The 13,320-nt window shown below is 61.8% G+C and carries 12 protein-coding genes; 4 read left to right on the plus strand and 8 right to left on the minus strand.

Annotated features, from left to right (window positions below):
- The first annotated feature begins 73 nt into the window (after positions 1-73).
- Complete coding sequence (locus tag BN1133_RS13335; RefSeq protein ID WP_050667003.1) at positions 74-1,450, plus strand: alanine/glycine:cation symporter family protein; 1,377 nt, start codon at positions 74-76, stop codon at positions 1,448-1,450.
- A gap of 130 nt (positions 1,451-1,580) precedes the next feature.
- Complete coding sequence (locus BN1133_RS13340) at positions 1,581-2,699, plus strand: GGDEF domain-containing protein (RefSeq protein WP_050667004.1); 1,119 nt, start codon at positions 1,581-1,583, stop codon at positions 2,697-2,699.
- Between the two features lie 2 nt (positions 2,700-2,701).
- On the opposite strand, the gene BN1133_RS13345 is transcribed toward BN1133_RS13340, so the two are convergent.
- The gene (locus BN1133_RS13345; protein WP_050667005.1) at positions 2,702-2,950 is read right to left on the minus strand and encodes a YciN family protein; all 249 of its coding nucleotides are present in this window, start codon (positions 2,948-2,950) and stop codon (positions 2,702-2,704) included.
- A 62-nt stretch (positions 2,951-3,012) separates the two neighbouring features.
- A complete protein-coding gene (locus BN1133_RS13350) occupies positions 3,013-4,389 on the minus strand; it encodes an MATE family efflux transporter (RefSeq protein WP_050667006.1) in 1,377 nt (458 codons plus the stop codon).
- A 122-nt stretch (positions 4,390-4,511) separates the two neighbouring features.
- Here BN1133_RS13350 and BN1133_RS13355 point away from each other — a divergent pair, with 122 nt between their 5' ends.
- Positions 4,512-5,372, plus strand: coding sequence for a helix-turn-helix transcriptional regulator (locus BN1133_RS13355; RefSeq protein ID WP_050667007.1), 861 nt, complete (start codon positions 4,512-4,514; stop codon positions 5,370-5,372).
- Between the two features lie 41 nt (positions 5,373-5,413).
- The gene (locus BN1133_RS13360) at positions 5,414-7,108 is read left to right on the plus strand and encodes an NAD-dependent malic enzyme (protein WP_050667008.1); all 1,695 of its coding nucleotides are present in this window, start codon (positions 5,414-5,416) and stop codon (positions 7,106-7,108) included.
- A 70-nt stretch (positions 7,109-7,178) separates the two neighbouring features.
- Here BN1133_RS13360 and BN1133_RS13365 read toward each other — a convergent pair whose 3' ends face one another.
- From BN1133_RS13365 to BN1133_RS13390, 6 genes are all read right to left on the minus strand, one after another.
- Entirely contained in the window at positions 7,179-8,144 is a 966-nt protein-coding gene (locus BN1133_RS13365; protein WP_050667009.1) for an alpha-L-glutamate ligase-like protein, read from the minus strand.
- 1 nt (position 8,145) lies between these two features.
- On the minus strand, positions 8,146-9,681 hold the full coding sequence (locus BN1133_RS13370) for an inactive transglutaminase family protein (RefSeq protein ID WP_050667010.1): 1,536 nt from the start codon (positions 9,679-9,681) through the stop codon (positions 8,146-8,148).
- A 3-nt stretch (positions 9,682-9,684) separates the two neighbouring features.
- Positions 9,685-10,467, minus strand: a complete 783-nt coding sequence (locus BN1133_RS13375; RefSeq protein WP_449500898.1) for an ATP-dependent zinc protease family protein — start codon at positions 10,465-10,467, stop codon at positions 9,685-9,687.
- Between the two features lie 61 nt (positions 10,468-10,528).
- Positions 10,529-11,506 carry a tRNA 5-methoxyuridine(34)/uridine 5-oxyacetic acid(34) synthase CmoB gene (cmoB, locus tag BN1133_RS13380; protein ID WP_050667012.1) on the minus strand — a complete coding sequence of 326 codons (978 nt, stop codon included), beginning with the start codon at positions 11,504-11,506 and terminating at the stop codon, positions 10,529-10,531.
- Entirely contained in the window at positions 11,503-12,234 is a 732-nt protein-coding gene (cmoA, locus tag BN1133_RS13385; protein WP_050667013.1) for a carboxy-S-adenosyl-L-methionine synthase CmoA, read from the minus strand. Before cmoA ends, cmoB begins: the two co-directional genes overlap by 4 nt.
- Positions 12,235-12,417: 183 nt before the next feature.
- Positions 12,418-13,278: a DUF72 domain-containing protein gene (locus BN1133_RS13390; RefSeq protein WP_050667014.1), complete on the minus strand. Its 861-nt coding sequence runs from the start codon at positions 13,276-13,278 to the stop codon at positions 12,418-12,420.
- Between the last annotated feature and the right edge of the window lie 42 nt (positions 13,279-13,320).

The following is a 13,320-nucleotide window of genomic DNA, read 5'->3' on the forward strand; positions in this document are numbered from 1 at the left end:
TCGCCTCTGCGATCGTATTGCTATTGGGAAGATCATCCTTCTCCTCCTTAATTTTTCTGTTTAAGGAGGATGCATGTCATCAATTCAAGCGGCCTTGTTGGCCATCGACAGTTTCATCTGGGGGCCTCCCCTGCTTATCTTGCTGGTCGGTACCGGCATCTATCTCACCGCCCGTCTCGGACTGTTGCAGGTCTTGCGGCTGCCCCTTGCCCTGCGTCTGGTATTTGGCCGCGATCAGGGACAGGGCAAGGCGGGGGATGTGTCGAGTTTCGCGGCGCTGTGTACCGCTCTCTCCGCCACCATAGGTACCGGCAACATCGTCGGGGTCGCCACCGCCATCAAGCTAGGCGGTCCGGGTGCCCTGTTCTGGATGTGGATGGCCGCCTTCTTTGGCATGGCGACCAAGTATGCCGAGTGTCTGCTGGCGGTGAAGTACCGGGTGACCGATGCCAATGGCCAGATGGCCGGTGGCCCCATGTATTACCTCGAGCGTGGTCTCGGCTCCAGGCCGCTGGCCAAGCTGTTTGCCCTGTTTGGCATCGGAGTGGCCTTCTTTGGTATCGGCACCTTCCCTCAGGTCAATGCCATCTCCGACGCCATGACCCTGTCGTTTGCGGTGCCCCGTGAGGCGACCGCCGTAGTGCTGACCCTGCTGGTCGGGCTGGTGACGCTGGGGGGGATCCGCTCCATCTCCAGCGTGTCGAGCAAGGTGGTGCCCTTCATGGCCCTCTTCTATATCGTCTCTTGCCTCGGGGTATTGGTGGCCAATGCCTCGGCACTGCCTGATGCGGTCTCCCTGGTGCTCACCTCGGCCTTCACCGGTCAGGCGGCGACCGGCGGATTCGTCGGTGCCGGCGTGATGCTGGCAATCCAGTCCGGGGTGGCGCGCGGTGTCTTCTCCAACGAGTCGGGCCTTGGCTCGGCCCCTATCGCAGCGGCGGCGGCCAAGACCGACTCTTGCGTCGAGCAGGGGCTGGTTTCCATGACCGGCACCTTCTTCGACACCATCATCATCTGCACCATGACCGGCCTCACCCTGGTGGTGACCGGGGTGTGGAGCGGCGATCTGAGCGGTGCGGCCATGACGAGTGCTGCCTTCGCCCAGGGACTTAACCCCCATGTGGGCCAGTACCTGGTGAGCATAGGCCTGCTCTTCTTTGCCTTCACCACCATCCTCGGTTGGAACTACTATGGTGAGCGCTGCACCGAGTATCTGTTCGGGGTCAAGGCCATCAAGCCCTATCGCCTCACCTATCTGGCGCTGGTGGCCAGCGGCGCCTTCCTCCACCTGGATCTCATCTGGTTGCTGGCAGATATCGTCAATGGCCTGATGGCGGTACCCAACCTCATCGGTCTTATCGGCCTGCGCCATGTGGTGGTGGCCGAAACCCGGGCCTTCTTTGCCCGGCGCGATAGCGCTGAGCCGGAAGGGGAGACTCAAACGGCCTGATTTCTAGAGCGAGCCCGGTTTCGACCGGGCTCACTGCATGATTTAACTCTCGGATTACTGACTCCTTGCATGATAATCTGGCCGGACCGGATTAGAATGACCCCTTTCGACGAGCGGTGTGAGGTTGTCTGTGCTGAGGATGTCCGAGATATGGAGTGCCAGGAATCACTCCGAAGACTTCACCATGACTCGTATCGAGTTTATGACGGTGCGGTTTCGCTGGCTGGTGTGCCTGCTGATGGTCGGCTTGCCGGCCTGGTCTGTGGTGGATTGGTTGACCCTCAGTGCCGGGCAGTATGCCTTCTTGCTCAAGGTCAGGATGACCACCTTTCTGGCTCTCTCTCCCTTAATTCCCTTTTCGTTTTTCATTAACTACCGCCTCTCGCGAATGCGGGCGGCCCTCGGTTACCTGATGAGCGTCATGCTCGCCTTCGCCCTGATCTGCATGGCGGGGCTCGGTCACGTCGAGGGGCTGCAGATGGGTTATACCGTCTTTCCCTACCTGATGATCAGTCTGTTTGCGGTCTTTCCCATCCCTCTGATGATCGGTTTTGGTGTTGCCCTCTTCATCTTCTGTGTCCTGTTGCTGGGGCGCAGCATACTGCTCGATCAGGCGCTCTTTGGCATGGAGACCCTCAACCAGCTCTGGTTGCTGCTGCTCTTTACCCTCACTGCCGCCTGGGTGCAGGCGGGCCAGCTCAACATGTTGCTGCGCCTCTACCGGGAGTCCACCACGGACGAGCTGACCGGCATGATGAACCGTCGCCTCTTGATGAAACAGCTGGAGCAGGCCAGGGCCGCCCTGATGAGCCGGGATCGCCCCTTCGCCCTGCTGCTGCTCGATCTCGATCGCTTCAAGCGGATCAACGACAACTATGGCCACCTGGCCGGGGATGCGGTGCTTCACACTGTGGCGACCACCCTCGGAGAGCAGCTCGAGAAGCAGCATGTGCTCGGCCGCTACGGGGGAGAGGAGTTCGCCATCCTGTTACCCCGTTGTGCGACCCTGGAGCAGGCACGGCAGATTGCCGAGCGTCTGCGCCTGTCGGTGGAGGCGAGGGCGGTCAAGAGCCCCGCTTCCGATGAGATGATCGAGGTGACGGTGAGTATCGGGGTGGCGCTGGCCAAGCGGGGGGAGGGGGTGCAGGCGCTGCTCAACCGGGCCGACGAGTGTCTCTACCAGGCCAAGATCAACGGGCGAAACTGTGTGGTGGTGACACCGCCATCGAGCCAGTCGATGGCGGTCTGAGATCAGGCGAGACGGTACTTGTCAGAGAGCTGGTGAGCCAGATACTTGAACATGTTGAAGACCGCCATGGTCTTGGGAGTGGGGGTGCCATCTTCGGCGAGGAAGTACTCCCCCTTGAACACCAGCACATCGCCCCGCTGCTCGACATCGTCGGCCTGCATGCCGTGGATGAAGTCTTCATGTTCACGGATCATTTGATTGGCGATGGTGAGCAGCGCCTCCCGACCGATAGATTCTCTTTGCGTATGCATACAACTCTCCTCATGGTGCGAGGCCGAGGATGATAGCGCAGTCGTGAGCCCTGTGCATCGGGTTACTCCAGGATCAGGTTGCGCAACCAGCGGCGGCGCCCGATGCGGCGCAGCACCAGCAGACACTTGGCGATCTCCTCGAGCAGCACCAGGGCGACCACGGCCGGCAGTGGCCAGCCCAGCCAGACGGTGAGGGCGGCCAGGGGCAGACCGATGCACCACATGCTGACGATGTCGATGAAGATGGTGTAGTTCACATCACCCCCAGAGCGCAGTACCCCGACGATCCCCACCATGTTGAACACCTTGACCAGCATGCCGATGCAGACAATGGCCAGCACCTGGCTGGCCAGAGAGCCCGGATCGCTGTGCAGATTGCCGATGGCACCGAGTAGCGGTGCTTGCAGCAGCCAGACGACAGCCCCCACCAGCAGGGCGCCAAAGGGAGCGAGCAGCAGAAAGAGCTGGGAGTGCTGCCAGGCGCGCTGGTACTCCTGAGCGCCCAGCTGGTGACCGAGCAGGGTGGCGCAGGCCACCGCCAGACCAAAGAAGAGGGAGATGAGGATCCCCTCCAGGGCACCCAGGGTGGTCATGATAGCGAGCTCGTCGACCCCCAGATGCGCGTAGAGAAAGCCGTAGAGCATCATGCCAAAGGCCCACAGTCCGTCGTGCAGCAGCAGCGGCAGGGCGATGAGGGCAAAGCGGCGCGTCTCGACCCGGGTCAGAGCCCGGTGCCAGTCGGCCCGGGTCGGTAGCAGATCCCGGCGGGCACGCCAGAGGTAGACCAGCAGCAGCACCGTTTGCAGGCAGCGTGACAGCGTGGTGCCCCAGGCCGACCCCGCCACCCCCATGGCCTCGAATCCCCAGTGGCCGAAGATAAGGGCATAATTGAGCAGTACGTTGGCGAGGATGGCGACGAGGCCGATTCGGGTCGGCGCCGCGGCCTGACCCACGGCGCGCAGGGCTGACTCCAGCGGTACCACTATGGCGGTACAGAGCACAGAGCCCCCGGTGATTAGCAGGTACTGCACCGCCAGAGGAATGAGTCGGGGGTCGTTGGTTGCATGGCGGATGATCCACTCAGGGTGGGTGAGATAGAGCAGGGCGAAGGGGAGTGTCACCAGCATGGCGCCGAGCAAGGCCAGGGCGAGGGAGCGGCGCACACCGGCCAGATCCCCGCGACCGAAGTATTGGGCCGCCAATACCGAGACCCCGCCACACAGGCCGGCGATCACCAAGAGGTTGAAGAAAAAGATCCGGTTGCCAAGACCCACCGCCGCCACCTCTGTGGTGCCGAGCTGGCTCACCATCATGATGTCGATGAGGCCGAGCAGGGAAAACATCATGGATTGTAGCGATACCGGCAGCGCCAGTCGCCACAGACGCCTCATGAAGTCGCGGTCGGTGGTTTGTTTTAAAATTGCTTGCCAATGAGTCATTAAGAACAACCGGATCGAAAAAAGTGACTTTCAGTGCTTATATGATAAGGAACTGTGTGGATGGAGACGCTGTGGCAGACTCTCCATTTTATTGTTTGAAACTATCATTGTGAGCGAGGGCTATGGCATTTTTACGAGAGTGTCTCGACATAGCACCCACCTGTGTGGAGCGGATGGTGGGGCGTGAGGGCTACCCTTTGCTGGGGGAGGCCGGGCTCTTCCTGACCGGGCTATCGGAGCTGCGGGATCACTATCTCATTCGCCGCAACCGCCCCGATTTTCATATCTTGCTGATGAGTCATGATGAGGGAGGGGCCCTGTTGTTGCCCGAGGGGGCTCAGCCTATCCCTGCCGGCAGCCTGGTTTTTCTGCCTGCCAGGGTGCCGGGAGGGCTGGCCCTGACCGGTGCCAGCTGGCAGACCAGCTGGGTGCTGCTCGACGATGTGCCACGCTGGCACCATCTGCATCGACTCGGTCATCTGGTCCGTCACAGCGATCAGGTCGAGACGCTGCATCATCTGCTCGCCCTGCTGCATGGAGAGCGGCCCGATTCCCCCCTGCTACCGGATCTGCTCACCCTGCTGCTGAGCGTCATCGAGCGCTCGCTCAAGGAGGAGGGACAGGAGGCACCGGAGCGCCGGTTGCACCATCTGTTTCGGGTGGTGGAGGGGCGCCTGGCCGAACCCTGGAGCGTGCGTACCCTGGCGGCCTTGCATCCCTGCTCTGTGCCTCATCTTCACCGCCTCTGCCAGCTATGGCTCGGCTGTGGTCCCATGGCTCACCTCACCCGGCTGCGCATGGAGAAGGCGAAGCAGTGGCTGCTCTACACCGACTGGTCCTTGAGCGAACTGGCGGCTCGGGTCGGTTACAGCGATGGGGCCAACTTTGCCAACCGCTTTCGTCGCCACACGGGTGTGACGCCGGGCGAATTTCGCAGGAGTGGCCGCCTCCCGGTCTGCAAACCCTTTGAAATTGAGGAGTGAAGCCCCTAGGATCGGCGGGCAACCACAGCAAGGTGAACACCATGTTTGAAGATAATAATCAGAAACGTCCCCTCTATATTCCCTACGCCGGTCCGGCACTGCTCGAAACGCCCCTGCTCAACAAGGGGAGTGCCTTCACCGCCGAGGAGCGAGCCTCCTTCAACCTCGAAGGATTGCTGCCGCACAACATCGAGACCATAGAGGAGCAGGCGGAGCGCGCCTATCGCCAATATCAGGCGTTTGGCAACGACATGGACCGTCATATCTATCTGCGCAACATTCAGGACACCAACGAAACCCTCTTCTACCGCCTGTTGGCGAATCATCTCAAGGAGATGATGCCGATCATCTATACCCCGACCGTGGGACAGGCGTGCCAGGAGTTTTCCAATATCTATCGCCGTGCCCGCGGCCTGTTTATCTCCTACCCGGATCGGGAACGGATCGACGATCTGCTGCAAAATGCCACCAAGCAGAACGTCAAGGTGATCGTGGTGACCGACGGGGAGCGGATCCTGGGTCTGGGGGATCAGGGGATCGGCGGCATGGGGATCCCCATCGGCAAGCTCTCCCTCTACACCGCCTGTGGCGGCATCTCACCGGCCTACTGCCTGCCGGTGGTGCTGGATGTGGGTACCAACAACCAGCAACTGCTCAATGACCCCTTCTACATGGGGTGGCACAACCCGCGCATCACGGGGGAAGAGTACGCCGAGTTCGTCGATGCCTTTATCCAGGCGGTCAAACGCCGCTGGCCGGATGTGCTGCTGCAGTTCGAAGACTTCGCCCAGACCAACGCCATGCCGCTGCTCGGCCGCTACAAGGACGATCTCTGCTGCTTTAACGACGACATCCAGGGCACCGCCGCCGTGACCCTGGGCAGCCTCATCGCCGCCTGCAAGGCCTCCGGTGCCAAGCTCTCCGAGAAGCGGGTCGCCTTCCTCGGCGCCGGCAGCGCCGGCTGCGGCATCGCCGAGCAGATCGTGGCCCAGATGAAGGCCGAGGGGCTGAACGACGGTGAGGCCCGGGCCCGGGTCTTCATGGTGGATAGATTCGGCCTTATCACCGACAAGATCCCCAACCAGCTCGAGTTTCAGCGCCGGCTCTCCCAGCCGCTGGAGCGGGTCGCCGACTGGCCGGTGGGGGATAACATCTCCCTGCTCGAGGTGATGGAGCATGGCCGTCCGGATATTCTCATCGGTGTCTCCGGTCAGCCGGGTCTCTTTACCGAGGAGGTGATCCGCACCATGCACAAGCACTGTGCCCGTCCCATTGTCTTCCCCCTCTCCAACCCCACCTCCCGGGTCGAGGCGACCCCGGCGGATATCCTGCGCTGGACCGACGGTCAGGCCCTGGTGGCCACCGGCAGCCCGTTTGCGCCGGTGGACGTGAAGGGCAAGCTCTACCCCATCGCCCAGTGCAACAACTCCTACATCTTCCCGGGGATTGGATTGGGGGTGCTGGCGAGCGGTGCCAAGCGGGTGACTGACGCCATGCTGATGTCGGCCAGCCGTGCCCTTGCCGAATGTTCGCCGCTCGCCAAGGGAACCGGTGAGTCCCTGCTGCCGGATCTGGCGGATATTCAGCAGGTCTCCCGTCACATCGCCAAGATGGTGGCCAAGACGGCCATGCTGCAAGGCAAGGCGGTACAGACCCCGGATGAGGTGATCGACAAGGCGATCGAAGCCAACTTCTGGCACCCCGAGTACCGTCGCTATCGCCGCACCTCTTTCTAAGGGCGGCATAAAGAAAAAACCGGCACCCGTCAGGGTGTCGGTTTTTTTATGGCGGTAGCCTGCGCCGGGATCAGTCGTCGAAGACGCCGAAGTGCTCCTTGGAGAAGGCGATGCGCTGGGCCACATTCATCTTGCTGCTGCCCAGACGCTCCACCGCCTTGAGGTTGGGCACCAGGCCACGACCGTTGGCGATCTGGATAGAGAGACCCGGGCGGGCGTTGAGTTCGAGCAGCATGGGACCGCGTTGCTTGTCGAGCACCATGTCGGTGCCGATGTAGCCGAGCCCCGACATCTCGTAGCAGGAGGCGGCCAGGGTCAGCAGGGTATCCCAGTGGGGCACCTTGAGCTCATAGAGATCGAGGCCGGTATCCGGATGGTGGCGAATGGGCTGGTTGAACTGCACGGCGCGCAGGGCCCGGCCGGTACGCAGGCACAAGCCCACCCCCACGGCGCCCTGGTGGAGGTTGGCCTTGCCGTCCGAGGCGGCGGTGGAGAGGCGCATCATGGCCATCACCGGGAAACCCTTGAAGATGATGACCCGCGAATCGGGCACCCCTTCAAAGGAGTAACCATCGAACACGTCATCGAAGTTGATGAGGTCTTCGACCAGCACCTTGTCGGGCTTTCCCCCTAGGGAGTAGAGACCGGCCAGGATGTTGGAGATGTGACGCTCCAGGTCCGGCACCGTCTCGGCCTTGCCGTTGGGTTTGTAGTAGAGGCCATCCTCGTGGCGCAGGATCACCAGGATCCCCTTGCCCCCGGAGCCGCGTGCCGGCTTGATACAGAAGCCGGGCCAGTCACGGACCATGTCGGCAATCTGGCTCACCTCGTGCTGCTCACTGATGGTGCCGATAAGTTTCGGCACCGTCACTCCCGCATCCAGCGCGATCCGCTTGGTCTGCAGCTTGTCATCCACCAGCGGGTAGAGGCGGCGCGGGTTGTAGCGGCTGATGTAGGAGTGGTTGCGCTTGTTCATACCGAGGATGCCCGCTTCCGAGAGCTTCCAGGGCCAGGTGTACTTTTCCCAGAACGCCATCTTAGTGCTTGTCCCCGTTGCCCTTGCCGGCACTCATCTCATCCACCAGCGGCTTGAAGCGCTTGAGCTCGCTTAGCTTGTAACCGGTGTAGTTACCCATCAGCAGTACGGTGGCCATCAGCACCAACTGCAGGCCGAGGAAGTTGAAGGTGAGGTGACGAATGAGCTCGTTATCCATGGCGAGATAGGCGATGACCGCCACCATCAGGGAACCGCCCCCCTGCTTCATCACCTCTTTCGGGCCCTCTTCCTCCCACAGGATCGACATCCGCTCGATAGTCCAGGAGAGGATGATCATGGGGAAGAAGGTGATCTTCATGCCATCGGTCAGCCCCAGCTTGAAGGCCAGTGCCGAGAAGATGCCGATCATCGAGATGACCATGATGATGACCGCCGATATCCGGGCCACCAACAGCAGGTTGAGCCTGGAGAGATAGGAGCGGATGACCAGACCCGTGCCGACGATGAGCAAGAAGCCCACCAGGCCGGTGAAGAGCTGGGTCTGGATAAAGGCGACGGCAATCAGCACCGGCATGAAGGTGCCGGAGGTCTTGATGCCGACGAGTACCCGCAGGAACACCACCATCAAGACACCGATGGGGATGAGCAGCAGCCCCTTGAACAGGGTTTGCTCCTCGAGCGGCAGGCTGTGGATGGAGAAGTTGAGCCAGTCCGATTTCTCGTACTTCTTGGCCAGGGCCACGCTCACCGGCTGCTCCTGCTCAATCATGGAGAAGGTGACGCGAGAGTTGTGACCGCCGGTTACATCCAGCAGGGCGCCCGAGTTGTACTCCCACAGCAGCAGATTATTGGGTTGTCCCTGCTGGCCCGTCTTGGGATCGAACAGCAGGAAATCCTTGCCCTTGAACACCTGCAGATAGTCCACCAGCTCCTGGCGGCGACGACCGTCTTCCAGCTTCAGGGCGTGTACCACCCGGGCCGGAACCTCGGCATTGTTGAGCAGTTGGGCTATCAGGGTGGCACGGCGCTTGTGGTTTTTCAGCAGCTCGGCGTTCTGACTCTGGTTGTCCATCTCCTTGATGATCTCGCGAGTCAGGGTATAGGCATCGGCGGAGCGCTCCTGGGCCCGCTCGAGGATCTGGGCCATGGCGGTGGCATAAGGCTCGCTCTCGATCTCCTTCTCGATGGCCGGAGGTTGGGAGATCGCAGCCGGCTTGGCAAAGCTGTCGGCCATCATATCGACGCGATAGTAGAGCTCCTGACGACCGGTGGCCGAGCGAATCGACCACTCGGCGCGGGCATCCCCGTCTTTTTCCACAAACGAGAGACCATAGCCCGGGCTGGCGGCGTTCTCGTTCATCAGGGTGAAGCCCTTCTGGGTGCCGGGGATGGCCAGAGAGGCGATCACCGGCTCACCGGTGGCATCAAATTCCAGCTTGGCCTCGATAGACCAGATCTGACGCTTCTCCCCCGGAGTCAGGGGAACGTCCAGCGCAATATGGTGATAGATGGTCATGCCCAGGCCGACCAGATAGAGCAGGGCGACCAGCAGATAAAACGGCTTGCGAGAAACCATGGATTACTTCACATCCTTGAGCTGGGGTTTGGGCTGGATATATTCGCGGGCCACGTCGACCACGGCGATGTCTTTGAGGTACTCACGGCCGAGCAGCACGGGGAAGGCCATGTCGCTGCGATCCTTGAGGGTGAATTCGGCCTTCTCGGTCATGTCGCCCAGACGAACGGCCAGCCGCACCACGGGACGGCGATCCAGCTCGTCGGCAGAGGCCTGACGCACCCGAACGTGACGCACCAGCGGTGCCTCGATCTGGATGCGGTCATCCATCTCCTGGTGACTCAGGTAGAAGCGTACCCAGTTCTTGCCGTTGCGCTCGAAGATGGTGATGTCCTGGGCGCTGATGGAGGAGGTGGTGGCGCCCGTGTCAACCCGGGCCTGGAAGGCGTCGTTGGCGGCATCCACCCAGAGCCACTCGGCTTCGCCGACCAGCAGTTTGCCATCCAGAGTATGGCCCTGGGCGGGGGCGGGACACTTGGCAGTGGGGATCACCACCGGCTTGGGTTCGGTGCCCGGCAAGTTATCGAGCTTGTCGTCCACCTTGCTGACGGTCTGTTTCATACGCTTGAGGTCGCTGGTCAGTTGAGCAATGAGATCGGATTGCTGCTGGATCAACTGCTTCTGCTGCTGCATCAGGTTGGACTGGAGCCGCTGCTCGCTCAGGGAGAGCTCGCTCTTGATCTCGGCCAGAGTGGCGGGCGGCGTCTGGGGGGCCTTCTCCATGGCCACACAACCACCCAAGGTGAACAGGGAGAGCAGGGTCATGCCTTTGATTGTGCTGTTCATGTGCTTCATTTTATTGGGCTTCCAAGAATGGAGTCAGTGTAACTGTCCTTGAGTTCATCGGCTAGTCTTTGGCCTTGCGGGCGATCAGTACGGCCCGTTTCGGGGCCGGGTAACCCTCCACCGTCAGGGTGGGGTTGGCAGGGTCTAGATAGTCACCAAGGGACTCATTAATCATCCAGTCGGTACGACGTTGTTCGTCGGTGCTGGTCACATTTTCATCGACGATGCGTACGTCGACGAAGCCACAGCGCTCAACCCAGCGCTTGAGGGCCTGGCTCGAGGGGATAAACCAGACGTTGCGCATCTTGCCGTAGCGATCTTCGGGCACCAGCACCTGATGCTCGTCACCATCGATGACCAGCGTCTCGAGCACCAGCTCACCCCCGTCCACCAGCTGACTGCGCAGCTGTTCGATGTGCTCGATGGGGGACTTGCGGTGATAGAGCACCCCCATGGAGAAGACGGTATCGAAGGCGCGCAAGGGAGGCAGCTCCTGAATGCCGAGCGGCAGCAGGTGGGCGCGCTGGTCGCCGCCAAGGAAATGGCGAATAGCTTCGAATTGACACAGGAACAGTGGGCTAGGATCGATGCCGACGGCCAGCTTTGCCCCTTCACCCACCATGCGCCACAGGTGATAGCCACTGCCACAGCCCACGTCCAGCACATGGCGACCGGCGAGCGGCGAGAGATGGGGCAGCACACGCTCCCACTTCCAGTCGGAGCGCCACTCGGTGTCTATGTGGATGCCGTGGACTGTGAAGGGTCCCTTGCGCCAGGGCATGAGTTGGCGCAGCAGGCTCTCTACCTTCTTGCGCTCCCCGTCGGCGAGACTCTGTGCATCGCCGACGCTCACGGCGTGGGCCAGGTCCATGGACGTTGCCGGCACCCGGGGCAGCTTGGCCAGGGCGCGCTCCCAGCGCGGCAGATCCCCGTGTTGATTGTCGTGGCGCCAGGTGTGGAGCTGGGCCGGCAGGGTGTGCAACCAGTGGCTGAGACGGGTCTTGGCGATCAGCTGATAGAAGTTGGCAAAGTCGATCATGATTGCTTGATGGCTACCAGGGAGCCGAAGTTGAAACATTGGAACCAGAGATCCACGTGGCTGAAACCGGCCTCCAGGAGGCGTGCCTTGTGGGTCGGAATGGAATCGGTGCGCATCACGTTCTCCAGCGCCGTGCGCTTTTGACTGATCTCGAGTTCGCTGTAGCCGTTGGCGCGCTTGAAATCCAGATGCAGATCGATGAGCAGGTCGTTGACGGCGTCGTCTTCGAAGCGGAACTTCTCGCTCAGCACCAGCAGGCCACCCGGCACCAGACCATCGTGGATGTGCCGGAGCAGGGTCAGACGCGCTGCGGGTTCGAGAAACTGCAGGGTAAAGTTGAGCACCACCACGGAGGCGTTCTCGATGGGGGTCTCGCAGATGTCCCCCTGCACTAGCTCCACCGGCAGCCCCTTGAAGGCGGCCAGATGCTTGCGGGCGCGCTCTATCATGGGGGCGGAGAGATCCACCGCCGTGATGGTGCAGCCTTCGGCGCTGACATGGCGGCGCATGGACTGGGTTGCGGCCCCGAGGGAGCAGCCCAGATCATAGAGTCGGGTGTGGGGGCGGGCGTAGCGGGCGGCCATCATGCCGATGGCGGAGATGATGTTGCTGTAGCCCGGGATGGAGCGCTGGATCATGTCCGGGAAGACCTCTGCGACCTGTTCGTCGAAGCAGAAGTCCCCGAGCCGGTCGATCGGAGCGGCAAAAATCTGATCTTTGGAGTGCATGTTGTGCAGCCTGGTTGCCGCAAGAGGGCAACCCATGTTCGGGTAATGTGCGCAGTCCTGCCCACCTCGGGATCTGTCCCGGTAAAGGATGGGCAACGGGGCGCATTTTAGAGGATTGAACCCGGTTTGTCTTGGGAGGTGACCGGGCTCACAGTAAAAAAAGTGCTGCCCGTGACCGCCTCGTCACAGGTCGAGACGCCCTTGCCGCACCGAATCGTTTTCCCCCACGAACGGGGGGAGGGGGTGCCCGAGGAGCTGTGCCACCTCTCGTGCCAGTATCGGGGCATGGGCGTTGTCGGCGGTGTGGATAAAGAGGTAGAGGGACTTGCCCTCATCGAGCCACTGGCGCCAGCGCGGCAACCAGGGCTGCAGGAAGGGGTGGTTGTCGGCGGGATGGGGTAAACCGATGAAACGCACCACGGGGGCGTCGGCGGTGGCCAGCAGGTGCACCGGCAGCCTTGGCTTCTTGCCCTGGGCATCGATCATGGCCGCACTCTTTGCCGCGACACTGGCTGCCACCGAGAAGAGCGGACGGCTGTCGAGCATGATGCGATTGACCCCGCGCGCCATCAACAGGCGGTTGAGGGCTCGCTCGGCTTCCCCCTTGGCGAAGAATGCCGGGTGGCGCACCTCGACCGCATAGGCAAAGTCGGCCGGCAGGCGAGCGAGGAAGGCCTCTAGCCGTGGCAGGCTCGCTGGCCCGAAGCCGGCCGGCAGTTGCAGCTTGAGCAGACCGAGGCGTGCGTGCAGGGGGGCAAGCAGTGCGATGAAGGCGCTCGCCTCCCGATCCACGTCGAGCAGGTCGCTCTGGTGGCTGATGGTTTGGGGAAACTTGAAGGTGAAGCGAAAATGATCACCCGTGGCGTCATGCCAACGCCGTATTGTCTGCGGGGTGGGAGTGGCGTAGAAGGTGGTGTTGCCCTCGATGGCATTGAACACCTGTGCGTAGTCGGCCAGATGGTCGGCAGGACGGGTGGCGCGACCGAGCAGCTGGCCGGGCCAGGCGGGGTGACTCCATTGGGGCAGACCGAGATAGAGTGGCATGGGACGATTCACGATGGGAGATGCATCGGGCCATTTTACCCG

Origin of the sequence: Aeromonas schubertii, from assembly GCF_000820105.1 — a bacterium.
Classification (GTDB): Bacteria; Pseudomonadota; Gammaproteobacteria; order Enterobacterales; family Aeromonadaceae; genus Aeromonas; species Aeromonas schubertii.

Excerpts from the sequence above, each read along its gene's own strand:
- BN1133_RS13335 (WP_050667003.1), top strand. The coding sequence starts at position 74 with ATGTCATCAATTCAAGCGGCCTTGTTGGCCATCGACAGTTTCATCTGG.
- BN1133_RS13345 (WP_050667005.1), bottom strand. The coding sequence starts at position 2,950 with ATGCATACGCAAAGAGAATCTATCGGTCGGGAGGCGCTGCTCACCATC.
- BN1133_RS13350 (WP_050667006.1), bottom strand. The coding sequence starts at position 4,389 with ATGACTCATTGGCAAGCAATTTTAAAACAAACCACCGACCGCGACTTC.
- BN1133_RS13355 (WP_050667007.1), top strand. The coding sequence starts at position 4,512 with ATGGCATTTTTACGAGAGTGTCTCGACATAGCACCCACCTGTGTGGAG.
- BN1133_RS13360 (WP_050667008.1), top strand. The coding sequence starts at position 5,414 with ATGTTTGAAGATAATAATCAGAAACGTCCCCTCTATATTCCCTACGCC.
- BN1133_RS13365 (WP_050667009.1), bottom strand. The coding sequence starts at position 8,144 with ATGGCGTTCTGGGAAAAGTACACCTGGCCCTGGAAGCTCTCGGAAGCG.
- BN1133_RS13370 (WP_050667010.1), bottom strand. The coding sequence starts at position 9,681 with ATGGTTTCTCGCAAGCCGTTTTATCTGCTGGTCGCCCTGCTCTATCTG.
- BN1133_RS13375 (WP_449500898.1), bottom strand. The coding sequence starts at position 10,467 with ATGAACAGCACAATCAAAGGCATGACCCTGCTCTCCCTGTTCACCTTG.
- cmoB (WP_050667012.1), bottom strand. The coding sequence starts at position 11,506 with ATGATCGACTTTGCCAACTTCTATCAGCTGATCGCCAAGACCCGTCTC.
- cmoA (WP_050667013.1), bottom strand. The coding sequence starts at position 12,234 with ATGCACTCCAAAGATCAGATTTTTGCCGCTCCGATCGACCGGCTCGGG.
- BN1133_RS13390 (WP_050667014.1), bottom strand. The coding sequence starts at position 13,278 with ATGCCACTCTATCTCGGTCTGCCCCAATGGAGTCACCCCGCCTGGCCC.